The sequence below is a fragment of the Paenibacillus sp. SSG-1 genome, from assembly GCF_002224835.1.
GTDB lineage: Bacteria > Bacillota > Bacilli > Paenibacillales > Paenibacillaceae > Paenibacillus_AQ > Paenibacillus_AQ favisporus.
Genome location: NZ_MBRK01000001.1, coordinates 2,280,232 through 2,302,208 on the forward strand (window position 1 = coordinate 2,280,232; position 21,977 = coordinate 2,302,208).

General features: G+C 54.8%; 21 protein-coding genes. 18 read left to right on the forward strand and 3 right to left on the reverse strand.

Annotated features, from left to right (window positions below; all coding sequences use genetic code 11):
- The first annotated feature begins 2 nt into the window (after nt 1-2).
- The 4 genes from BCV73_RS10675 to BCV73_RS10690 all read left to right on the forward strand — a co-directional run bounded on the left by BCV73_RS10675 (nt 3) and on the right by BCV73_RS10690 (nt 2,687).
- Nucleotides 3-1,046, forward strand: a complete 1,044-nt coding sequence (locus BCV73_RS10675) for a discoidin domain-containing protein (RefSeq protein ID WP_089547075.1) — start codon at nt 3-5, stop codon at nt 1,044-1,046.
- A complete protein-coding gene (locus tag BCV73_RS10680; protein WP_076166414.1) occupies nt 1,039-1,479 on the forward strand; it encodes a hypothetical protein in 441 nt (146 codons plus the stop codon). Before BCV73_RS10675 ends, BCV73_RS10680 begins: the two co-directional genes overlap by 8 nt.
- On the forward strand, nt 1,469-1,702 hold the full coding sequence (locus tag BCV73_RS10685; protein WP_076166411.1) for a hypothetical protein: 234 nt from the start codon (nt 1,469-1,471) through the stop codon (nt 1,700-1,702). The genes BCV73_RS10680 and BCV73_RS10685 overlap by 11 nt, the downstream gene beginning before the upstream one ends.
- Nucleotides 1,703-1,862: 160 nt before the next feature.
- A complete protein-coding gene (locus BCV73_RS10690; protein WP_089547076.1) occupies nt 1,863-2,687 on the forward strand; it encodes an isocitrate lyase/PEP mutase family protein in 825 nt (274 codons plus the stop codon).
- Here BCV73_RS10690 and pdxR read toward each other — a convergent pair.
- Nucleotides 2,684-4,099: a MocR-like pyridoxine biosynthesis transcription factor PdxR gene (pdxR, locus tag BCV73_RS10695; protein WP_089547077.1), complete on the reverse strand. Its 1,416-nt coding sequence runs from the start codon at nt 4,097-4,099 to the stop codon at nt 2,684-2,686. The two genes, BCV73_RS10690 and pdxR, sit on opposite strands and share 4 nt — an antisense overlap.
- 123 nt (nt 4,100-4,222) lie before the next feature.
- Here pdxR and BCV73_RS10700 point away from each other — a divergent pair, with 123 nt between their 5' ends.
- Nucleotides 4,223-5,188 (forward strand): DMT family transporter, encoded by a 966-nt coding sequence (locus BCV73_RS10700; RefSeq protein WP_089547078.1) that lies wholly within the window; start codon nt 4,223-4,225, stop codon nt 5,186-5,188.
- Here the strand turns inward: BCV73_RS10700 and BCV73_RS35015 are convergent.
- The gene (locus BCV73_RS35015; protein ID WP_179231952.1) at nt 5,169-5,312 is read right to left on the reverse strand and encodes a hypothetical protein; all 144 of its coding nucleotides are present in this window, start codon (nt 5,310-5,312) and stop codon (nt 5,169-5,171) included. The genes BCV73_RS10700 and BCV73_RS35015 overlap by 20 nt on opposite strands.
- A gap of 273 nt (nt 5,313-5,585) precedes the next feature.
- On the opposite strand from BCV73_RS35015, the gene BCV73_RS10705 reads away from it, so the two are divergent.
- The 10 genes from BCV73_RS10705 (at nt 5,586) to BCV73_RS10750 (ending at nt 17,624) form a co-directional block, all read left to right on the forward strand.
- Complete coding sequence (locus tag BCV73_RS10705) at nt 5,586-7,193, forward strand: gamma-glutamyltransferase family protein (RefSeq protein WP_089547079.1); 1,608 nt, start codon at nt 5,586-5,588, stop codon at nt 7,191-7,193.
- 207 nt (nt 7,194-7,400) lie between these two features.
- Complete coding sequence (locus tag BCV73_RS10710) at nt 7,401-8,261, forward strand: AraC family ligand binding domain-containing protein (RefSeq protein WP_076166395.1); 861 nt, start codon at nt 7,401-7,403, stop codon at nt 8,259-8,261.
- Nucleotides 8,258-9,190, forward strand: a complete 933-nt coding sequence (locus BCV73_RS10715; protein ID WP_089547080.1) for a DMT family transporter — start codon at nt 8,258-8,260, stop codon at nt 9,188-9,190. The genes BCV73_RS10710 and BCV73_RS10715 overlap by 4 nt, the downstream gene beginning before the upstream one ends.
- A gap of 101 nt (nt 9,191-9,291) precedes the next feature.
- Nucleotides 9,292-10,329, forward strand: a complete 1,038-nt coding sequence (locus BCV73_RS10720; RefSeq protein WP_256992812.1) for an iron-hydroxamate ABC transporter substrate-binding protein — start codon at nt 9,292-9,294, stop codon at nt 10,327-10,329.
- Nucleotides 10,330-10,506: 177 nt separating this feature from the next.
- The gene (gene metE / locus BCV73_RS10725) at nt 10,507-12,795 is read left to right on the forward strand and encodes a 5-methyltetrahydropteroyltriglutamate--homocysteine S-methyltransferase (RefSeq protein ID WP_089547081.1); all 2,289 of its coding nucleotides are present in this window, start codon (nt 10,507-10,509) and stop codon (nt 12,793-12,795) included.
- A gap of 163 nt (nt 12,796-12,958) precedes the next feature.
- Nucleotides 12,959-13,243 carry a DUF4183 domain-containing protein gene (locus BCV73_RS10730; protein ID WP_076166384.1) on the forward strand — a complete coding sequence of 95 codons (285 nt, stop codon included), beginning with the start codon at nt 12,959-12,961 and terminating at the stop codon, nt 13,241-13,243.
- Nucleotides 13,244-13,370: 127 nt separating this feature from the next.
- Nucleotides 13,371-13,928 carry a GNAT family N-acetyltransferase gene (locus tag BCV73_RS10735; protein ID WP_089547082.1) on the forward strand — a complete coding sequence of 186 codons (558 nt, stop codon included), beginning with the start codon at nt 13,371-13,373 and terminating at the stop codon, nt 13,926-13,928.
- A 262-nt stretch (nt 13,929-14,190) separates the two neighbouring features.
- The gene (locus BCV73_RS10740; RefSeq protein ID WP_089547083.1) at nt 14,191-16,143 is read left to right on the forward strand and encodes an elongation factor G; all 1,953 of its coding nucleotides are present in this window, start codon (nt 14,191-14,193) and stop codon (nt 16,141-16,143) included.
- A gap of 177 nt (nt 16,144-16,320) precedes the next feature.
- Nucleotides 16,321-17,217 (forward strand): lysyl endopeptidase, encoded by an 897-nt coding sequence (locus BCV73_RS10745; protein WP_179231953.1) that lies wholly within the window; start codon nt 16,321-16,323, stop codon nt 17,215-17,217.
- Between the two features lie 29 nt (nt 17,218-17,246).
- A complete protein-coding gene (locus tag BCV73_RS10750; protein ID WP_089550195.1) occupies nt 17,247-17,624 on the forward strand; it encodes a discoidin domain-containing protein in 378 nt (125 codons plus the stop codon).
- Nucleotides 17,625-17,691: 67 nt separating this feature from the next.
- On the opposite strand, the gene BCV73_RS10755 is transcribed toward BCV73_RS10750, so the two are convergent.
- On the reverse strand, nt 17,692-17,892 hold the full coding sequence (locus tag BCV73_RS10755; protein WP_256992813.1) for a hypothetical protein: 201 nt from the start codon (nt 17,890-17,892) through the stop codon (nt 17,692-17,694).
- 304 nt (nt 17,893-18,196) lie between these two features.
- Between BCV73_RS10755 and BCV73_RS10760 the strand changes: the two genes are divergently transcribed.
- The 3 genes from BCV73_RS10760 (at nt 18,197) to BCV73_RS10770 (ending at nt 21,977) form a co-directional block, all read left to right on the forward strand.
- Nucleotides 18,197-19,189, forward strand: a complete 993-nt coding sequence (locus BCV73_RS10760) for a Gfo/Idh/MocA family protein (protein WP_076166373.1) — start codon at nt 18,197-18,199, stop codon at nt 19,187-19,189.
- The gene (locus tag BCV73_RS10765; RefSeq protein ID WP_089547084.1) at nt 19,189-20,058 is read left to right on the forward strand and encodes a sugar phosphate isomerase/epimerase family protein; all 870 of its coding nucleotides are present in this window, start codon (nt 19,189-19,191) and stop codon (nt 20,056-20,058) included. The genes BCV73_RS10760 and BCV73_RS10765 overlap by 1 nt, the downstream gene beginning before the upstream one ends.
- A 200-nt stretch (nt 20,059-20,258) precedes the next feature.
- Nucleotides 20,259-21,977: a histidine kinase N-terminal 7TM domain-containing diguanylate cyclase gene (locus BCV73_RS10770; protein ID WP_089547085.1), complete on the forward strand. Its 1,719-nt coding sequence runs from the start codon at nt 20,259-20,261 to the stop codon at nt 21,975-21,977.

Genomic DNA, 21,977 nt, shown 5'->3' on the forward strand with positions numbered 1-21,977 from the left:
ACATGGCAAAACTGCCAAGCGGACTGCAGACTTACGAGCCTTCTGATACGGTCAGGAGGATCGCGCAAAATGAAAATATTGAAGCGACCGATGCGCTGTTTCACGGAACAGGCGGGCACCGGCATACGGGAAAAGCAGGGGATGCGCCGCTCATCGGCGCCGAAGGCATCGCCGGCGGCGCTGTCACAGGTGATAAGATCGCATCCACAGCTGTCACTGGAGACAAAGTGGCACGCTACACATTGTGCCGCAGGCATCTGAAATCCGGCCGGATCAGCAGGAATGCTGCCAAATACAAGCCGGTTACCGTAACTGCCGGACAGCTCAGCGGGCTGCCGACGGTGCCGTATTTCCAATCCGGCGAACATTTTTGGGCTTTGTATTCAGCCTATAACAAGTTTCCTCAATCCATGACAGTGATGCTGGGCGACGAATATTCGGATATCGAAGGCGTTTCTTTTGAAAAGGGTTGGAACGCGGATCCCGTCAGCTTCTATATCGAAACCAGCAGCGACAACACCAATTGGAGAAAGGTTTACACCTATTCGCGCAGCGTAACGGACGAATTCCCAAGGTATCATCCCTTTGATCAAGCGTCAGCCGGTTCTTACATCCGGTTAACGGTGACCGCTCCAGACAGCTCGGGCAATACGATTATCGCCGGTTTCGGTGTGCTCAGCAGGGCTTGTCCGGAGAGCAGTCCCGATTTTAAAGTCGAGAATGGTGTTTTGAAATTTCATGACGGATCGGGGTGGAAGGGCGTGGGAATTAAAAGCGTACAGCGCGGAACGACGAATATTTCTTTTTTCTATCCGAATGGAAACGGCTCATTGGTTAAAGAAGTGACCATTACGGCAGTTAATCCGCAAAAAAGCTTTGTTAATATCACCACAACCGGCTTGTCGCATTGGTCTCAAACCTCGCCGATGATGGACGGCTCGGTATGTGCAACCCTTGTGGGAAATAACAAGGTCAAATTTAATTTCATGGACGGATTTTACGAGGCATATGCGGAAATTTCCTGGGAGGTGATCGAATTTGCCTAATTACTACGCGGAATTGGATGGGGATGGCAAGGTGTTTGCGGTTAGCGAACTGGCTGGCGTTGTGGATTCTCCGCTTATGATCCCGATTACTTTCGAGCAATATCAAGATCGGCGGCTCCTGTTTACCCGCTTCGTCGAAGGCAAGTTCCAAGGAGCCTTTGCGCGGATCGAGGCGGATAAATCCTCCATTGCGGCAACAGGTGAAGATACCCTGTCTGCCCAGATCATCATAACCGATTGGGAGGGGAACGTGCAGGACCAATACAATGAAGTGATCCAGGTGGAGCTGAACGGGGTGCTGCAGTCCGTGAAAACAGAAAAAGGCGTGGCTCATATCACGGTTACCAGTGATGAGCCCGGCGCGTTCGTTTTAAAGACACACGGATTGGACCGAAATGCGGAGCTGAAGGTGGTGGTTGCCGATGCCGGCTAAGAAGGCAGTGTCTTCAAAAACCCATTTTCACATTCCGAAGGACCCGCTTCGGGTCAAGTCGGAAGAGATACAAGCCCGCCATGAAGGGAGAAGCCAGCGCAGTCTGAAGAAAGTGGAAGTCACCAACGACATGCTATACGAATTGTTAACGGATATTTTGGAGAAACAGTCCATACTGGAACAACGGTTGGAGCAGTATATGAGGGGAAAACCGTTGAACTGATTCTGACCTCTATCTCTCCGCACAGAGCGGCGGATAGAGGTCTTTGTTATGTAGTGAAGGCCTTCCGGTGAATGCAATCCATATTTCGATGATGACCGAAGGGTTTCCGGTTTATCATGGAGTCAGGTTGATCAAAAAGTGAAAGAGAAAGGATGGGTGAATGGTGGATATTGAGCAGCACATCCGCAAAGCACTGGATTTCAGACAGTTTCATAAGCAGACCTTCGTTTTGCCCAACGCTTGGGATGCGGCAAGCGCCAAGGTCTTCGAGCAGTGCGGATTCAAGGCCGTAGGAACGACCAGCGCAGGCATTGCCGCCGCCCATGGTTACACGGACCGGAGCATGCCGTTTGACACGATGTTGGCCGCGGTCCGGGAGATCGTTCAGGCCGTGAGCATCCCGGTTTCCATAGATATGGAAGACGGGTATGGATCGACGCCGGAAGAAGTCGCGAATTCGGTTAGACAAGTGATCGAATCAGGCGCAGTAGGGATCAACCTGGAAGACAGCAAGATGAATCCCCGAGACGGGCTGTATGACATTTCCGAGCAGCAGCAGAAAATAGCCGCCATCCGGCAGTCCATCAACCGGTTGGGCATCCCGGTGTTTCTTAACGCCCGGACGGATCTTTATTGGATTCGAAAGGGAACGCCGGCCGACATGCTGGAGGAAACGCTTAAACGAACTCAGGCTTACAGGGAAGCGGGGGCCGACGGCGTCTTTGTGCCCGGCGTTGCAGATATTGCTGCGATCCGCATCCTTCGGAAAGAAATCGGTGGTCCGGTCAACCTGCTGGTCGGCGCCGGCATGCCGTCCTTTCATGAGCTGCAGTCGATGGGGATTGAACGGATCAGCACCGGCTCCGGCCCTTTCCGCGCCGTGATTTCGCTGCTCCACCGGATCGGCGCCGACATGCTGGAACACGGCTCGTTTGAGCGAATGACATCGAATGTCCTCACGTATGATGATTTATTGCAGCTCTAACGATGACGGGCATGTTCCTTAAAATACTCGGCTGCAAACTGCTGAAGATGTTGAACGCTATAGCGGATTTCACCGGGTTCCAGATGACCGTAGCCAAGCAGCAGCTTGTCGGTGTGCCTTCCTCTCCGTATGCAGTGATGCTCCACGGGGACCGTGCGTATCCCGCTCCGGCGTGCATGATTCCGAAACGAATCATCGAATGCCATGCCGGCAAACTCGACGGCCAAATGCAGCCCTGCCGCATCGCCCCAAGGACGCCATTGCTCTCCAAAACAGTCCGCCAGCGCATCGAGGAGAACCTGGCGCCGTTCTCTGTACAGCTTCTTCATCCTTGCGATATGCCGGTCGAATTTGCGGGTACGCAAAAACTCGGCCAGCGCCGCTTGTTCAAATGGCGGATTTTGCACGTCCGTATAGGTGCGCAGCCTTCTCCAGCGGCTTTGCAGCTCGCGGGGAACTAGAACATACCCGATCCGGAGCGCAGGAAACAGAACTTTACTGAACGTGCCGATATAAATGACCCGGTCCGGGGCCATCGCATACAGTGGTGCTGCCGGTTCCCCGTAATATCTGTATTCGCTGTCATAGTCGTCCTCAATGACATAGCTGCCGCAGCGGCGCGCAAAGCGGATCAGCTCGGCTCGCCTGGCTGCAGGCAAAATACCCCCAAGAGGAAATTGATGCGACGGTGTAACGTATATCGGCCCGCGGTGATCCAGGGATAAGGCATTGGTCTCAATCCCATGGGCATCGACGGGAACCGGCGTCACCTTGTAACCTTTTTGAATAAAAGTCTGGATCATCTCAATATTACAGGGATCCTCGGCCAATATTTCCGGATGGTCCGTATGGAGCAGGTCGGCAACCAAGTGAAGCGCCTGCGTGGCGCCAGCGGTAATATAAATATCACCGGCGTCAACGGTCAGTCCTTTGCTGCGCAAAAGCCAGGCGGCAATCTCTTCGCGCAGCTGTACCAGGCCTTGAGGGCCGCCATATCCCAGATGTTCCACCGGCAATTCGCCCAAGGCCTTCTGGAATACCCTCTGCCAAGCGTAACGCGGAAACTCGCGAAGATCCGGCTGGCCTGTTTTGAAGTCCGCCCGAAAGGAAGGAACAGGGATCGCTTCTTGATGCTGCTGGAATGCGCTCTGCTTCGCTTGATCCAGTATTAACCCTCCAACAACCCGGGTAGGCGCCCCCTGCCGGCTTTCCGCGTACCCTTCAGCGATCAGCATGTCATACGCTTCATTCACGGTATTCCGTGATACGGCCAGCGTCTGGGCCAATTCACGGGTCGAAGGGAGGGGGGAGCCCTCCTTCAGAATCCCGTTTATCATTTGATCCCTCAGCCTCTGATAAATCTGACGTTTCAATGAAATGTCCAAGCTCCGGTCCAACTCGATTCCCCACATGGCATCCTCCAACTGGTTGGTATCATTTCGGGATGAACTGGTCCTTTTCCGTACCAGTTTGTTCCACTATGATTGTAACAGCCTTTGAGAAACGAAACTACTGAACCGGGGATGATGCTGAAAATGGAACGAATCAAAGGATATGTGTATCTGCTGTGCGCATTTGGGCTTGCCGGCACCTCTGTCGTGGCGGCTTCGTTTGTAAACGGTAAGCTTGGAGCGTTTACGATTACTTCCATGGGCCTTTTGTTCTCGCTGGTCTGCCTGCTGCCGTTCTGTATGGGGCAGCTGCTGAGAACGATCCGGGCCCTGTCTGCCAGGCAGTGGCTGCTGCTGTTCTGCCAGGCGATGTTCGGCGTCCTGCTGTTCCGCATGTTTTTGCTTTACGGTCTCACCCGTACAAGCTCGGTGGAGGCCGGTATATTAACCGGCGCGACCCCCGCGATTACAGTATTGTTGGCCGTGCTGTTCCTGCGCGAAAAGATGAGAGCCGCCCATTTACTAGGCGTCGCCGGCACGGTCTGCGGCATATTGCTGATCCAGGGCGTGTTTATGCCGGAAAGCCGTTTCAGCAATGAACATATGGTTGGAAACATTCTGGTCCTGGGTGCCGCCGGCTGCGAGTCGCTGTTCAACGTTCTGTCCCGCGCAGCGGCAGTCCAAAGCAGCGGGAAACACGAAGCTATACATCCTGTCGTGCAGACGACGCTCGTCTCCGCGATGGCATGGCTGATCAGCCTGGTACCCTGTTTGGCGGAGCAGCCTTTAGCGGCTCTCTCCGGAATGGGATGGCAAGGGTGGCTGGCTCTTGTCTGGTATGGTCCTGTGGTGACCGCCCTGGCGTTTATTTGCTGGTATGCCGGCATCCGGCGATGCAGGGCTTCGACCGCGGCCGCCTTTTCGGGCATGATGCCGTTCACTTCCCTGACACTCTCCGTGTGGCTGCTGCACGAACAGGCCGGATGGCCGCAGTGGGCAGGGGGCCTCCTTGTCATTGCCGGCATGGTTCTGATCGGCATGGATTGGGAATCCAAGCTTGTAAGGCAGACCCAGATGCCTGCAGGTTTACCTAAAAAAAGCGGGACATAAATTCATCAATGGCCGTCGTGTCTTCATAACTGCCGATAATGACGAACACAAGGAATGGAACGGCGATGACCGCGATCAGCAGGCCTTTGCCGAAATAGAGGAGAAATCTGGTCAGCATATTCATTCTCGATCACTCCTTCAAAATTTTAATAGGGCAGGGATGAAAAAAGACCCTGATCAGAATCGCTTCTGATAAGAGTCGGAGCCGCTGCGGCCCGTAGATCCGCAAGGTTCTGGTTCATTCTTCTAGTTCAGTATATGACTGAAAATAGGGAGTAAGAACAGCAGCCCCGCTGCCAGAATCCTGCACGTGGCTTATGAAAAGATGATTGACAGTTTAAAACCCGGATGATATGTTTACCGGCAAAACCGAAGAAATCAGGAGGCTGAAGCATTCATGTCCTTTGATCCTCTATACCATCCGTATCCTTCTTACCGGCTGCCGGTTTACGCGAATAAAGGCATGGTGGCCACTTCGCAGGCGCTCGCCTCAGCGGCAGGCTTGGACATTCTGAAGCGCGGGGGCAACGCCGTCGATGCGGCGATCGCTACGGCTGCGGCGTTGACGGTAGTGGAGCCGTGCTCGAATGGAATCGGCGGTGACGCCTTTGCCCTCGTTTGGATGAAAGGCCAGCTGCATGGGCTGAACAGCAGCGGTCCGGCGCCGGCCTCGATCTCGATCGAGGCGGTGAAAGCGCTGGGGCATCACGAGATGCCCCGCTACGGCGCGATTCCGGTGACCGTGCCGGGCACGCCGGCCGCCTGGGCGGAGCTATCGCGCAAGTTCGGCCGGCTGCCGCTGGCCGAGTCGCTGGAGCCGGCCATCCGCTACGCGGAGGATGGCTACCCGGTATCGCCAACGGCCGCAGCCAACTGGCACGCCGCCTTCCGGCGCTACAGCACGCTCGAAGGCGAGGAATTTTCGCCGTGGCTGAGCGTGTTTGCGCCGGGGGGCAGGCCGCCGGCGGCCGGCGAGATGTGGCGCTCGCCCGACCATGCGCGGACGCTCCGCCTGATCGGCTCGACGGAAGCGGAAGCATTCTACCGCGGGGAGCTGGCCGAGCGGATCGCCGGATTTATATCCCAATCCGGCGGCTTTTTGAGCGAAGAAGATCTGGCTGCCTTCAAACCGGAGTGGGTGAAGCCGATGTCGGTACCGTACCGCGGCTACGACATTTGGGAGATCCCTCCGAACGGGCAAGGCTTGATTGCCTTGATTGCGCTCAATATTTTAAAGGGATTTCCGGCGGCATCCCAGGAATCGGCCGAATCATATCACCGTCAGATCGAGGCGATGAAGCTGGCGTTTGCAGACGGTGCCCGTTACATAACGGATGCTGCGCATATGTCCGTCGATCCGCATGTATTATTGACGGAAGAGTACGGGGAGCTGAGAAGAGGGCTGATCGGCGCCGAGGCGATGGTTCCGGCGGCAGGCGAGCCGCGCGCAAGCGGAACGGTGTACTTGGCGGCCGCAGATGGAGAAGGCAACATGGTTTCTTTTATTCAGAGCAACTATACCGGCTTCGGATCAGGGATCGTCGTTCCCGGTACGGGGATCGCCCTGCAAAACCGCGGGCTGGAATTTTCACTGGAGGAGGATCATGCCAACCGCCTGGTGCCGGGAAAACGGACGTACCACACGATCATCCCGGGTTTTATCACCAAAGGAGAACAGCCGGTGGGGCCTTTTGGCGTGATGGGCGGGTATATGCAGCCGCAGGGACATGTTCAGGTTGCGATGAACCTGATTGATTACGGCCTTCATCCGCAGGCGGCGCTCGATGCCCCAAGATGGCAGTGGGTAAAGGGGAAGACGGTGACGGTCGAGCCTCACTTTCCGATGCATATGGTCAGACGTCTCCAGCGTATGGGACATGACGTTCAGGTTGCACACGACTTCGGCTCGTTTGGGCGGGGGCAGGTCATCTGGAGAGATCCGGATACCGGGGTGCTGTGCGGAGGAACCGACCCCCGGACCGACGGGGGCGTTGCCGTCTGGTAATAGATTTCAGCATTTAGTTCGGCCGATCTCGGACCATATAGAAAGGGATACGAAGCTCGCCAATCTGGATGTTGGCGGGCTTGTTCCTTTTGATCGTATTGCTTCGTCATGGCGACATGCTTGAATCGTACCTAGAGCAATATTATGCAATCCTTGCGGGTGAACATTCGGTTACCTTTATAGAGAAACCAAGAAGGAGGTGACGGCATGCCGGACGAAATTCGAACCGTTTATTATGACGCCAGCCTGCAGGTCGAGGCATACCGATTTGTGGGTGTCAAACAGAAATTCCCCCCTCATTTTCACGACTATTACGTGATCGGATTTATAGAAGGCGGGCAGCGCTATTTGGAATGCCGGCAGCGGGAATATATTATCAATCCTGGCGATATCATCATTTTCAATCCGCGTGATGTTCATGCCTGCGAGCAAGTGGACGGACGTGCCCTGGATTACCGCTGCATAAATATCCAGTCTCAGCGGATGATGGAAATCGCGCAGGAAATTACGGGCCGAAGCTATTTGCCGGCGTTTGCGCAAACCGTTCTGTACCAGAGTGAGCTTGCCCCTTCACTGAGGGATATTCATGCCATGATCTGTGAGGGAGAGTCTGATTTTATCAAGGAAGAACAGTTCTTTTTGCTCATGGGACAGCTGATTCATGAATATACGGATGTCTCGGCCTGCGAGGCTTATGAGGGGGGAGCGGGCTTTCAGGACGTGTGTGATTACATGGAGACGAACTTCGCAGGGGCCATTTCACTGGATGACTTAAGCGCTTTGGCAGGGCTCAGCAAGTACCACTTTTTACGCTCGTTTACCCGGGAACGGGGCATATCCCCATACAGCTACCTGGAGACGGTGCGGATCGGACACGCCAAGAAACTGCTGGAACAGGGAACGCCTCCGGCGGATACGGCACTGCTGACCGGGTTCAGCGATCAAAGCCATTTCAGCAACTTTTTCAAGCGATTTATCGGGCTAACGCCGCGCCAGTATATGCGAATTTTCGGGAATGAACGGCAGATGGAGCCTGTCCTGCCAACTAAGGGGGCCAAAGGCGTATGAAGCTGTCCGAAAGCCGGAACGCTGGCCATATGACCGCCTTATTGACGATTCTGATTTGGGGGACGACATTCATATCGACCAAAGTGCTTCTGGACGATTTTCAACCCTTCGACATTTTGCTGCTGCGTTTCGCAGTCGGATATGTGGCACTGCTTGCCGTTCATCCCCGAATGATTCCATTCCGACGGATCCGGGAAGAGCTGCTGTTTGCGGGAGCGGGCCTTTGCGGGGTAACCTTGTATTTTTTGCTGGAAAATGTGGCGTTAACCTATACGCTTGCTTCCAACGTCGGCATCATCGTATCGGTTGCCCCTTTTGTCACCGCGGTAACGTCCAGGCTTATCTTAAAAGAAGGGAGGCTGGATGGGCTGTTTTTCGCAGGTTTCGCGGTGGCCATGAGCGGTGTGGTGCTGCTCACGCTGCAAGGAAGCGCAGTGCTGAAGCTGAATCCGATCGGGGATTCTCTGGCAGCACTGGCATGCGTGTTTTGGGGAATCTATTCGATCCTCACGCGCAAAATAAGCCGGCTGGGGTATCATACCATTGCTTGTACGCGGCGGATCTTTTTTTATGGTCTTCTGTTTATGCTTCCGTTCTTGCTTACTGAGGGTCTGCCCGGTAACCTCGAGCGTTTGTCCGATGGCGCCAATATAGCCAATCTGCTGTTTCTTGGGCTGGGTGCATCGGCGGTATGCTTTGTCACCTGGAACTGGAGCGTTGGTGTACTGGGGCCCGTACAGACCAGTGTATATATTTATCTCGTGCCGGTCATCACCGTGGCAGCGGCGGCCTTGATTCTCCACGAGGAGATCACAGCAGCTGCGGTCTGGGGCGCATTGTTAACCGTCGCCGGACTGGTTCTTTCCGAACGAAGGGGAATACAAACGAGAGCGGGGATGGACAAAGAAACATCTGGGAAGCCACTGTAAAACAGATAATACAGATGACTTAAAAAATGGATTGCCACCTCCGAAGTGTCATGTTATATTGATAATGATTCTCAATATCAAATACATAGGGGTGGATTCAGTTGTTTAAATTTATAAGACCATACACGCTGATGGTCTGTGTGTTAGGAATAGCCCTGCTGCTGGCGGCCTGCGGCGGGAACGGATCCAATGCAGGGTCGGGGACGTCGGGAAGCGGAGGAGAGGCCGCTGGAACTGCTTCAGCAGGATCATCGTCTGACACGGCTCCATCCCAAGCCAGGGGGAATGAGTCTTCCGGAACGGGTAAAACGGTGACGTTCCAAGCGGGCAACGGCGATGTCCAGGTACCCGAGCATCCGCAGCGGATCGTCGATTTGACGAATTTCTATACAGGGTACTTTCTGGCGCTAGGCGTCAAGCCGGTCGGCGTGTTGGAAGGCGCTATGGAGAATCCGTATTTCGAGGGCATGCTGGACGGCGTCGAAAGCGTCGGCAGCGAGCCATCGCCCGAAAAAATTCTGTCGCTGAAACCGGATCTGATCATCACCTATACCGGGACGGACGGAATCGATCAGCTGGAGCAGATTGCACCGGTTGTCGCCATTGAATACGGTAAAAAGAATTACAAGGATCAGATGATCGACTTCGGAAAACTGACCGGTAAAGAAGCAGAAGCGAAGGCTTGGGTCGAGCAGTGGGAAAACAAGATCAATGAACTGAAGCCCAAGATTCAGGAAGCGGTAGGCAGCAAAACGGTGTCCATCCTGAACCCTTATGCCAAAGGGCTGTACGTGTTTGGACATAACTTCGGCCGCGGCGGAGAAATCATATATGACGAATTCGGCTTGAAGGCGCCGCCGGAAGCACAGAAGGAAGCGATTGACAGCGGGACCGGCTGGGCCACAATCTCTATGGAGAAGCTCCCGGAATTTGCCGGAGATATCATTTTCACATGTCCGTGGTCAGGAGACACAAGCGACCCGAACATCGTCTATGATAATCCGGTATGGAAAAGCTTGCCCGCGGTTAAAGCAGGTCATGTATTTCAGCTGAATCCGAAGGCGGACACATACAACGATCCAGTATCATTGGAAGCTCAGCTGACGTTCATATCGGACAGTCTGCTGTCCGTTAAATAAAGTATGGATAAAGCTCTGCAGCTGCGGGTAAACAAGCCGCCTGTGGAGCTTATTTTTGTTAGAACAAGAGCGGTCGTTATAGCTTGCGGCTATAACTAGATATAGTTATTTCCAGTTATACGGCAGCAGACGTCACGTGTTATCTTTTTGGTAACAATTTGCAAAGGGGTAACGAAGATGGCATACAGCAGCAGTTTGGGATATCCGCGCATCGGCGCAAACCGGGAATGGAAGAAGGCGCTGGAGGCGTTTTGGTCCGGTAAAATCGAAGAATCGGAGCTGCACACGCAGCTGCAGGACATTCGTTTGAATCATCTGAGCAAACAACGGGACAAAGGAATCGATCTGATCCCGGTCAACGATTTCAGCTATTATGATCATGTGTTGGACACGGCAGCCATGTTCGGGATGATTCCGGAACGTTTTGAATACAACGGCGGGCCCGTTCCCGTATCCGTCTACTTCGCGATGGCGAGAGGAAGCAAAGACGCCACCGCCTGCGAAATGACCAAATGGTTCAATACGAACTACCATTACATCGTGCCGGAACTGGGCGGCATCACGCCTGTCCTTACCGAGAACAAACCACTTGCGGCTTACCGTGAGGCCAAGGACAAGCTTGGCATCGAAGGAAAACCGGTCATCCTCGGACCGCTCACTTTTCTGAAGCTGTCCAAAGGGTATGCCGCATCGGAAACGGACGCCTGGCTTGATCGTCTGCTGCCGCTGTACGTGCAGGTTCTGAAGGAGCTGGAACAGGAAGGCGTCAACTGGGTGCAGGTGGATGAGCCGATTCTCGTAACGAAGCTAAGCGATACAGACGTCAGCCGGCTGCAGAAGATTTACCGAACGCTCAAAGCTGCGGCGCCAGGCGTCAAAGTCATGCTGCAGACCTATTTTGAAGCAGTCGAACGTTATCAAGAGGTTACACAGCTGCCGGTCGACGGTATCGGGCTGGATCTGGTCCACGGAGGGGCAGGGAACCGGCAATCCATCCGTGACTTCGGGTTTCCGCAGGATAAAGTGCTTGGAGCGGGTGTCATCGATGGACGCGGCATTTGGAAAGCATCCCTGCGCGAAAAGCTCGATCTGCTGAACGAGATCACGGCGACCGTGCCGTCTGAACGGCTGGTGATTCAGTCCTCCTGCAGCCTGCTGCACGTACCCGTCACGGTTCAGGCAGAAACGAAGCTTCAGCCCGAACTTCTGGGTGCGCTGGCTTTTGCCGATGAGAAGCTGGAAGAAATCGTGCTGCTGAGCAAGGCCGTTCAATCCGGAGCATCGGTGATTTCTGCTGAGCTGGAAAAGAGTGAAGCGGCGGTAACCGCGCTCAAGCGTTCCGGCGAACGCAACCGCACCGATATCCAGCAGGCGGTGGCCGCTGTCAGCGCGGAACCTGCGCAGCGTGAGGCTGCTTTTGCGAAGCGCCTCGACGTGCAGCAGGAACGGTGGCAGCTGCCTATTCTGCCAACGACGACTATCGGCAGCTTCCCGCAGTCGGCGGAAGTGCGCAAGGCACGCCAGCTGTGGCGCAAAGGCGAATGGAACGCCGAGCAGTACACGAATTTTATTCGGGAACAAATCGACCTCTGGATTCAGCTGCAGGAGGAAATCGGACTTGATGTGCTCGTTCACGGCGAATTTGAACGGACGGACATGGTCGAATTTTTCGGGGAAAAGCTCGCGGGATTTGCCTTTACGCAGAACGGCTGGGTTCAGTCCTACGGTTCCCGCTGCGTCAAACCGCCGATTATTTTCGGCGACGTCGCTTGGGAGAACCCGATGACGGTCAAGGAGACCGCGTATGCCCAATCCAAGACGAAGCTGCCGGTCAAGGGCATGCTCACCGGGCCGATCACCATAATGAACTGGTCATTCGTCCGCGATGACATCAGCCGCGAGCAAATCGCCTACCAATTGGCTTATGCATTACGGCAAGAGGTCGAGGCGCTGGAGAGTGCGGGGATTGGCATGATCCAGGTGGATGAGCCGGCCGTTCGTGAAGGGCTCCCTCTGAAGGAACAGGACCAGAAAGGCTATCTCGAATGGGCGGTGAAGGCGTTCCGGCTGACCACGTGCACGGTGCAGAATTCGACGCAAATCCATACCCATATGTGCTATTGCGAATTCCATGACATGATCGATTCCATCATTGACATGGACGCGGACGTCATCTCCATTGAAACCTCGCGGAGCCACGGGGAGCTTATTCAGAGCTTCGAAGAGAATACTTACCCGCTGGGTATCGGCCTCGGCGTTTATGACATTCATAGTCCCCGCGTTCCGGACGTAGAGGAGATGACCCGGATGATCGACCGGGCTCTGCGGGTGCTGGATCCGAAGCTCTTCTGGATCAACCCGGACTGCGGACTCAAAACCCGGGGAATCGGAGAGACCGTAGCCTCGCTCCGGAACATGGTTGAAGCTACGCGCCTTGCCCGTGAAAAATACGCTTTGCAGGTGTAAATTGATATAACCCAAAATGCGTTAATCGCCTTTGTTGCTGCGAAGGCAATAGGCGCGGTAAAGCCTGCTATGAATCTACCGCTGTTTTCATCCATTTTTATAGACTTGCCCTCACTTCTCTGATCCTATCGCATCTATTGATAGAGAAGGGAGGTGAGCAAGGATGCCTATTGTAACACCATACCAGAACAGCCTGCGGTATACGTCCACGATCGGTTCGGGGACCGGAACAGGGGCTGCGTTCACCGTGGCCGCTACGGCATTTACGAATGATGCAGGCACGGCGGCCACGGCTTTTCCTGGAGCGTATAAATATTACAATCTTTTTATCAACGGAATGCTCCAGACGGCGGACACGTCCTCGGTCACGACGACCGCCATCACCATTCCAGGAGGTGATGCACTGGACGGAGGAACTCCTCTCGTCGTTCAGTTCGTCGTCTCCTAACGGTTATCACGGTGCAAGCGCAGTGCAATGAATCGTCCGGATTCTTCCGGGCGGTTTTTTTCATCCATCCGGTATCCCCTTTCATGATATATTAATAGAATACTGAAGCCGGTTTGGGGGTTGGCATATGGGGAAATTGGAGATCAGAAGACCAAAGGCAGCGGATGTCGAGGCGATACATACGTTTTTTAGGCTGGTTATCACGGATACGTTTGAGAAGGAAGGCATAGCCGACCAGTACGATGATATCGAACATGAAATCGCCTCTAAGAATGATTACCTCAGACAGGATTTGGAATCGCAAGGCCGCCAGCGTTATTTTCTCATCGCATGGTTGGAAGGCAAGATCGCCGGAACGATCGAGTATGGGCCTTCCAGTTCCCTGATTGATGAATCCACCGGCCATGCGCTAAGGGATGTGATCGAAGTCGGGACCGTTCTGGTTCACCCCGAGCTCCATGGCCAGGGTATCGGCAGCACGCTCTGGAGCACCATGCTGCTCACGCTGCAGGCAAAAGGCATCTCGCAATTCTGCCTGGACAGCGGGTATCGGAACGCCCAGCGGATCTGGACCCGGAAATTTGGCGAGGCGGACTATGTGCTGGACAACCATTGGGGAGAGGGGCAGCATCATATGATCTGGTCCCGAAAAGTCGAGGATATATCCATCTCGTTCAAAATATAATATCACTGAATTGCTGCAATTTTGTTGGGATCGCCCCATCAAGCCGGTTACCGGCCTGATGGGAGCGGTCTTTTTTTGGCGCTATTTAAAATGCATGGCCGGATATTTTTTAGCTATAAGCATTTTATACCCGTTCCGGATGTCCGGAAGAGGGATACAATAAGTTTACAAATGATACAGGAGGCGGTACGCATGCGGCAACGCTATATCGACACGAAACCGAAAGGATCCAATCTAATGAAACCTGTGAGGTTAGAGCGATATGAACGATACGATAAATATTGGAGTTTTGGCCCATGTTGACGCCGGCAAAACGACTTTGACGGAGCAAATTCTGTATCAGGCAGGGGTAATCGAGGAAGCGGGATCGGTCGACCAAGGCAGTACGATCACCGACTCTTTGGACATGGAACGGAGAAGGGGGATCACCATCAAAGCGGCAGCCGTGTCGTTTATGCTGGGCGATCTGAAGGTGAATGTAATCGATACACCGGGGCATGCGGACTTCATCTCCGAAGTCGAACATTCCCTTGGCGTTCTGGACGGCGTGATTCTGGTCGTATCCGCGGTTGAGGGAGTTCAGGCACAGACACGGGTGCTGATGCAGACACTCAAGGAGCACGGAATCCCGGTTATTTTCTTTATTAATAAAATCGATCGGCTGGGTGCGGATTTCATTCGGGTGCGGAATTTAATCCGCAAGCTGCTGGATGAACGCATATGTGAGGTGTCAGTTGCCCAGCAAGAGGGAACCGAGTCTGTTCAAGTGGTTCCGGCGGATCCTGGAGGTTCCGGCTGGATCGAAGTGCTGGCTTTGGGCAGCGAAGCGCTGATGGAGGATTTCGCAAATAATGAGGTTATAACTGAAGAGCGGCTGAGGCAAGAGCTGAGCAGACAAAGCCGGCAGGGACTTGCGTTTCCGCTGTTTGCCGGATCGGCGGCGAGAGGTTTGGGGGTTCGGGAGCTGCTCTCCGGGCTGGCCCGTTATTTTCCTGTCCAAGCATCGCAGGCGCTTTCCGCTCTGCCGCTGTCAGGATTGGTCTTCAAAGTGGTTGTCCAGGCGGGTGGGGAACGGCTCGTTTTTGTCCGATTGTTTGGCGGACAGCTGCAGGCACGGGCTGATGTGACGGTCATCGCGCAGGATGGCCTGTCGGAACGGATTAAAATCAAGCAGCTGTACGGGCTGAAGGATGGCGAAAGGAAACCGGTTCGGCACGTCGATGCCGGGGATATCGCGATTTTTGGCAGCGAGCAGGTGAAGGTAGGGGATGTGATCGGCTGCGTGTCAGAGAGCATGAAGGTATTTCGTTTTCAGAAGCCTCCGATTCAAGTGCAGGTATCCGCGGTCCGGCCGGAAGATGGACACCCGCTTCATCAGGCGCTGAGCGAACTGACCGTGGAAGACCCGTTTTTGCAGTATGTATACGACTCTCAAACCCACGAAAATATCATCCATGTCTTCGGCAAGGTGCAGCAGGAAGTGCTGCTCGAAACGCTGCGGGAGAGGTATGCGATTGAGGCTGCTTTCTCGGCACCGCAAGTGATCTGCATCGAAAAACCGGTATCTTCCGGGGAGGCTGCGGAAAGCATTGGTGAGCCGGACAACCCGTTCTGGGCAACGGTCGGCTTCCGCGTCGATCCTGGCCCAGTAAATTCCGGTCTGGTATACCGCCTGGAGGTTGAACTGGGATCGCTTCCGCTGTCTTTTCAAAAGGCGATCCGGGAAACCGTAACGGAGGTCCTCCAGGAAGGGCTGTACGGGTGGGGCGTTACTGATATCACGGTTACCCTGACCCACAGCGGTTACAGCAGTCCCGTATCTACGGCAAAGGATTTCCGCCTGCTGACACCGCTTGTTCTGATGAAAGCGCTAGAAAGAGCGGGGACCCAGGTGTACGAACCAGTCAGCGAGCTGCAGATCAGCCTTCCCGAATCGAGCATCAGCAAAGTGCTGTTTCGGGTCACGGCGCTGGACGGGACGTTTGAAGAACCGAAGTTCGATCACGGCAGCGTATATGTCACGGGAACGATTCCGGTGCGAAATGCCGACATCTTAAAAACCGAGCTGCACGGGCTCACAGGGGGAGAAGGCGTGATGTCGGTTAAGCCGGGCGGATACATCACCGCTGCCTCGCCGATCCCCGTCAACCAACGGAGGCAGCTGAATCCGCTCCAGCGCGGTGAATACATGCTGCATATCAACAAAATAAAATAAATGGTACATCCACAATCCGAGGTTCCGGGCGAACGTCGGATTGTTGGCATGCCCGCAAGCCGTCATGCAAGATCTGATTCTGAACGCCGAATATGACACATATCGTTAGATGGCACCACGTTTCATCTGCTGTATATTAGCCGAAACCATCCATTTTGTGTAGAGAGGTGAACTGGTTTGAAAGGAAAAGCATTCAAAGCGCTCATGAGCTGCCTTCTGCTCCTTGGACTGCTGCCCTGGAGCGCATCGGCAGAGACGGTACCCGAATCCGTGATTTACGGCGGCGGTCCGTTCTATGCAGGGGGAACCGACACGATGAACACGCTGAAAGCTTCCGGTTTCACGACGGTCATGCTGTGGACTATCCATGTCAACAGCAACGGGGATCTGGTGTATAACGATCAACCGGTGGTATCTAACGGCACCTATGTCGGCAAAGCATCATGGCCTGCCGAGCTGGCTTCGCTCAAGCAGGCGCCCACCTCGGTGAAGCGCCTTGAGATTAGCGTTGGTTCATGGGGCGTGAGCGATTTCCAGAACATCAAAAATCTCGTCGCCACTCAAGGGACGGGAACCGGAAGCATTTTGTACAAAAACTTTGCTGCGCTCAAGTCGGCGCTTGGGGTTGATGCGGTGAGCTTTGACAACGAGGACTTATACGACGTTAATTCGGCGGTCGCCTTTGGCAAGATGCTGTCCGGGATGGGCTTGAAGATCACGCTGTGTCCTTATACCAACGTCAGCTATTGGCAGAGCGTCAAATCCCAACTGGGATCCAGCGTGGACCGTGTGTATTTGCAGGTATACGACGGAGGAGCGGGGAATGATCCGGCAGCCTGGAGCAGCCAGCTCGGAATGACGGTAATGCCGGGATTGGACAGCAAAACGTCCAGCGGCGGCAACACCCCAGCTCAAGTCAACAGCCGGATGAGCGCGTGGAAGTCGTCGGCGGGCATCCAGGGAGGTTTTATCTGGTATTATGACGCCATTTTGAACAATCCGGGCGGAGGGTCGGCGCGGACTACGCGGCGGCGATCAACAGTGCGCTGGGCGCACCCGCTAACGGATCGTTGACGACGGGCGGCACGGTATCCGCCAGCGCAATGGGTAGTCCATCCGGCGAAGAGAAGGAGAAGGCGTTTGACGGGAGCAGCTCAACGAAATGGCTGATTTTTACGAATGCGGGATGGATTCAGTATCAATTCGGCGGGGGGGCATCCCATATCGCCACTTCCTACTCGGTAACGTCAGCTAATGATTTTCCAGCAAGGGATCCGAAGAATTGGTCACTTCAGGGATCGAATAACGGCACGAGCTGGACGACGCTGGATACCCGTACAGGCCAAACCTTTGCAAGCCGCTTCCTGACGAAAACGTATACCTTTAGCAACACGACCGCTTATTCGTATTACCGGCTCAACGTGACGGCGAACAATGGTGGCGCGGAGCTGCAGATCGCCGAAATTGGCCTGTATCCGTAAACCGCTAACCTCGCGTGAACCGTTCAACACCGTCAGCTCTCGTTTAGAGGCTGGCGGTGCTTTGCCGTCAATCGCGTTTGATATTGCCCAGCTCATCCGTTAACCTGTCCAGCTTACGATTTAATGCTTCCAGCTTCTTATCGTAATGGCGGTAGGTTAAATAACCGAGCACCGCTTTGAACAGAAAAAAGACGACCGCGGCGATGACGATCAAAAAGTAATTGTGGGCGAGCTGCCTGATCCAGCTGTTAATCGCATGTATATCCATGGGCCAGCTTCCTTTGTCCTTGTAATGAGTATATATCAGCTTTTTCCATATCGGAGCTATTATATCCGCTTATCATCGAGCGTTTAGAAAATAAGCGGCTGACAGAAGTAATAGCTTCAGTTTCAAAAGTGCCGCCTTTCTGTGAAATCGTGACAGGACGGCCGTCAAGTTGTCGTTATATTGCATTGTTCGGATGCGCTTTCATTTCTATAATGGGGATGACATAAAATACTGCTGAGATGAAGCCGGCAATCCGTATGGAAGTATCCTTACTGTACCGTATTTTATTGAGGAGGCTGTGTACATGAGCAAAGTTCGCGTAGGCATCATCGGCACGGGAGGCATCGCCGCTTGGCATGCCAGACAACTGCTGGAACTACCGGAGGTTCAAATTACGGCTTTGACGGACACCAGTGACAAAAATCGGAATGCATTTGTGGAAAAATTCGAGCTTCGCGAAGCCCGCCAGTACTCGAATTACGAGGACATGCTGGCACAGGCAGAGCTGGACGCGGTCGTGATCTGTTCACCGCACACCCAGCATTTTCAGCAGGCGCAGGATGTGCTCAGCAGCGGTCTGCATGTTCTGATCGAGAAGCCGATGACCTGCTCTTCGGCCGAGGCCGAGCTGCTGATTCATACCGCCGAGCAGGCGGGGAAAATTTTGCAGGTATCGTATCAACGCCACTTTCAACCCGAGTTCCTGTACATAAGGGATGCCATTGCGAGCGGCGTCATCGGCAAGGTTACCTCGGTTACCGCTTCGCTGTATCAGGAATGGAGACAGGGGACGCCCGGTTCCTGGCGGCAAGACCCGGCGCTCTCCGGGGGCGGCTTCCTGATGGATTCCGGCAGCCACATTATCGACGTGCTGCTCTGGACCACCGGGCTGACGCCGGTAGACGTCAAACCGCAGCTGCATATGCATGGTGCACCGGTCGAGATCGATACCTTTACCTCGATCCGGTTTGCGGAAGGCGCTGTGGCTGGATTGAATTTGGTCGGCTATGCACCTTGCTGGCATGAAACCTTCGTGTTCTGCGGCGAGGACGGCGGTATCTTCTATGACAACGGAAAAATCACGCTGCGGCGACTGAAGCAGGAACCGATCGTCCCTGATCTGCCGGAGCAGACGACGAATCAGGACAAAAGCTTCATCGACGCGATTTTGGGGCGGCATGAAGTATTGGTGCCTGGAGAATTCGCCCTGAAGGTTGTCAAGCTGTCCGAGATGATCTACCAGGCGGCAGGCTATGTTCCGCAGGCCGCATCGATAACAGAGGAGGAAAACGTCTAATGAGCAATCCTATCGGAATGCGGATACCACCCAAAATCGGTGCGGAAGGTATCCGGCAAACGGCTCTGTGGGCAGCAGAAGCCGGACTGGATATTCTGGATGTTCCGCAGCTGACTCCAGAAGTAAAGCAGGCGTGCGAGGAGGCCGGCATCGGGATCGGATCGGTCGATGCCCAGCAGACGGCGAAGCTTCTCAGCCGCGACGACTCTGTAAGAGAGGCGGCTGTGACCTCAGTAAAACAGCAAATGGACGGAATTTCGGAACTCGGCGGCAGCGTCATGTTTATGTGTCTCGTCCCGGAAGACCATACGCTCCCACGCAGGGAGGGCTTCGCTATCTGGAAGGATACGTTTCCGGAACTGGTCCGCCATGCCGAGGAAAAGGGCGTTTATATGGCGATCGAGGGCTGGCCCGGCCCGGCGCCGTATTATCCGACGCTGGGATGTACGCCGGAAATGTGGAGAGCGATGTTCGAAGCGATCCCTTCGCGGCATTTCGGGCTCAACTATGATCCTTCCCACCTGGTCCGGCTGGGCATTGATTATCTCCGCGCTTTAAGCGAATTCGGGGACCGTGTCGTTCACTGCCACGGCAAGGACACGGAAATTTTGCACGATGAGCTGTACGAGTGCGGCGTCATCCCGGCAACCTTCGGGGAGAAATATGGCTTCTCTGAAGGCTCATGGCGCTATACGATCCCTGGGCATGGCGAAGTGGAATGGAGCAAGGTTGCCGTAAGGCTTGACCGGCTTGGTTATCAGGGAGCGGTAAGTATCGAGCTCGAAGATCACCGGTTCTGGGGATCGATCGAGGCGGAGCGGCAGGGGATCGTGAAGGCTGCCGAACATTTGGCTCAGTATTTTAAATGATTTGGACCGGCATATATATATGGCTGTCTTGAATGAAAGGCATCCAGGGGATTCAATCCCGTCATCATCCCGCCATCTCGGATGGCGGGATGATTATTTTTCTGTATCCTTGCCCTTATTTCCTGTGGTAACATCGGGATAACAATGACCGGACCGCGACGGCTCCGGCTAACCACACATGATTTGGAGCCTGCAACCTTATGGGAACACCTTACTCCGCTGTCCTGACTCTGATCGTATCCGCCGGTGTGTTAAATCTTCTGATGGGTTTATATGCCTTGTCGGGAAGGTCCAAGCTCACCATGGTGAGAACCTTTTTTGCGTTCAGCCTTTTGGCAGCCATTTATACGTTCGGGTCCGCGCTTGAACTTGCCAGCGGTTCGCTCGAAGAAATCAAGTTCTGGATCAAGTTCGAATACTTGGGCATGCCGTTCCTGCCTCCGCTGAATCTGCTCATCATTATGTCCTATCTCGGTATGGAGCGTTATTTGGGAAGGCGTCTCAAGATAACCATGTTCATCATTCCCGCGGTCACACTGCTGCTGGTCATGACGAACGAGTGGCATCACCTCTATTACCGCGACATTGTCCTGCGGGCAGGCGGGTCCAGCCTTAAGGCGGACGTGGTGGGGGGTCCCTGGTATATTATTCAAGGTGCTTACACGTTCGGCTGCATGATCGGCGGTGTCGTGCTTCTGCTGAGGCACTGGCGGAGAATGCCTTCTTACCGCTTTCAGCTCGGCACGATGCTGATCGGCCTGGTGCTGCCGCTAGCCGGAGACTTTCTTTACCTGGGCGGTCTAACCCCTGAAGGGATGGATCCGATCCCGGTGATCATGACGGTGACTTCAGCGCTTTACTTATGGGCGCTTGTGTCCAAAGGATTATTTCACGTCGCTCCGATTGCCCGGGACAAGCTGTTTGCCAGCATGCGTGACGGGGTGCTGGTACTCGACAGGGACAACCGGCTGGTCGATTACAACCCTGCCGCCGGCGCCATGATTCCAGAGCTCGGCTTCTCGTCCATCGGGGAGCCGCTGGAAGGGCTGTGGGAAAAGCACGCCGGTGGACCGCTGCTTCATTACGATCCGGATACGGATAGCAGTTCAGCAGCGGATATTCAGGAATTGAACTGGCATATTGGAGAGAGGGACTTCAACTATCAAATCCGGACGTCTGTCATCCGCAATCAGGGCGGGCAGCCGGCCGGACGGCTGATCGTGCTGATCGATGTCACCGAGAAAGCGCGTCTTCAGGAAGAGCTTCGCCAGCTGGCTTACTATGACGGGTTGACGCGGATTTACAACCGTGCCCATTTTATGAAGCTGGCCAGCGGCCTGCTGTACGACTGCCTAAAAGGGGAGGAGCCGATGTCGCTGCTGCTGTTCGACATCGATCACTTCAAGCGGATCAACGATGAGTTCGGGCATGATACGGGCGATGACGCCCTGATGCACATCGTCGCGGTATGCCGTGAGCAGCTGCGCCCCGAGGATGTGTTTGGCAGGTACGGGGGCGAGGAGTTTGTGGTCGCCCTTCCGGGGCTCAGCCCGGTAGAGGCTGCCGGAGCAGCGGAGCGCATACGCGCCAGCCTTGCCCTGCAGCCGCTTGAGACAGCGGGCGGCCCACTGTCGATGACGGCAAGCTTTGGTGCCGCCGGCTTGCCTGCGGCGGGCTTGGCGAGAATGGAAGCAGCGGCGAGCGCGGAGGCGGGCGAGACTGGCCCGTCGTCAGCTTGGGTCCGTGATGGAGGTCTTACAGCGGGGATGGAAGTCACATCCGCGGGAGTGCTCCCTATAGGAGGAGGCAATTGGCCGGATGCCGAGCTGCGGCGGCTGCTGAAGCTGGCCGACCGGGCGCTGTACGATGCCAAGCGGGCCGGAAGAGACACGGTGCGGATTGCCGCGGAAACGTCCTGA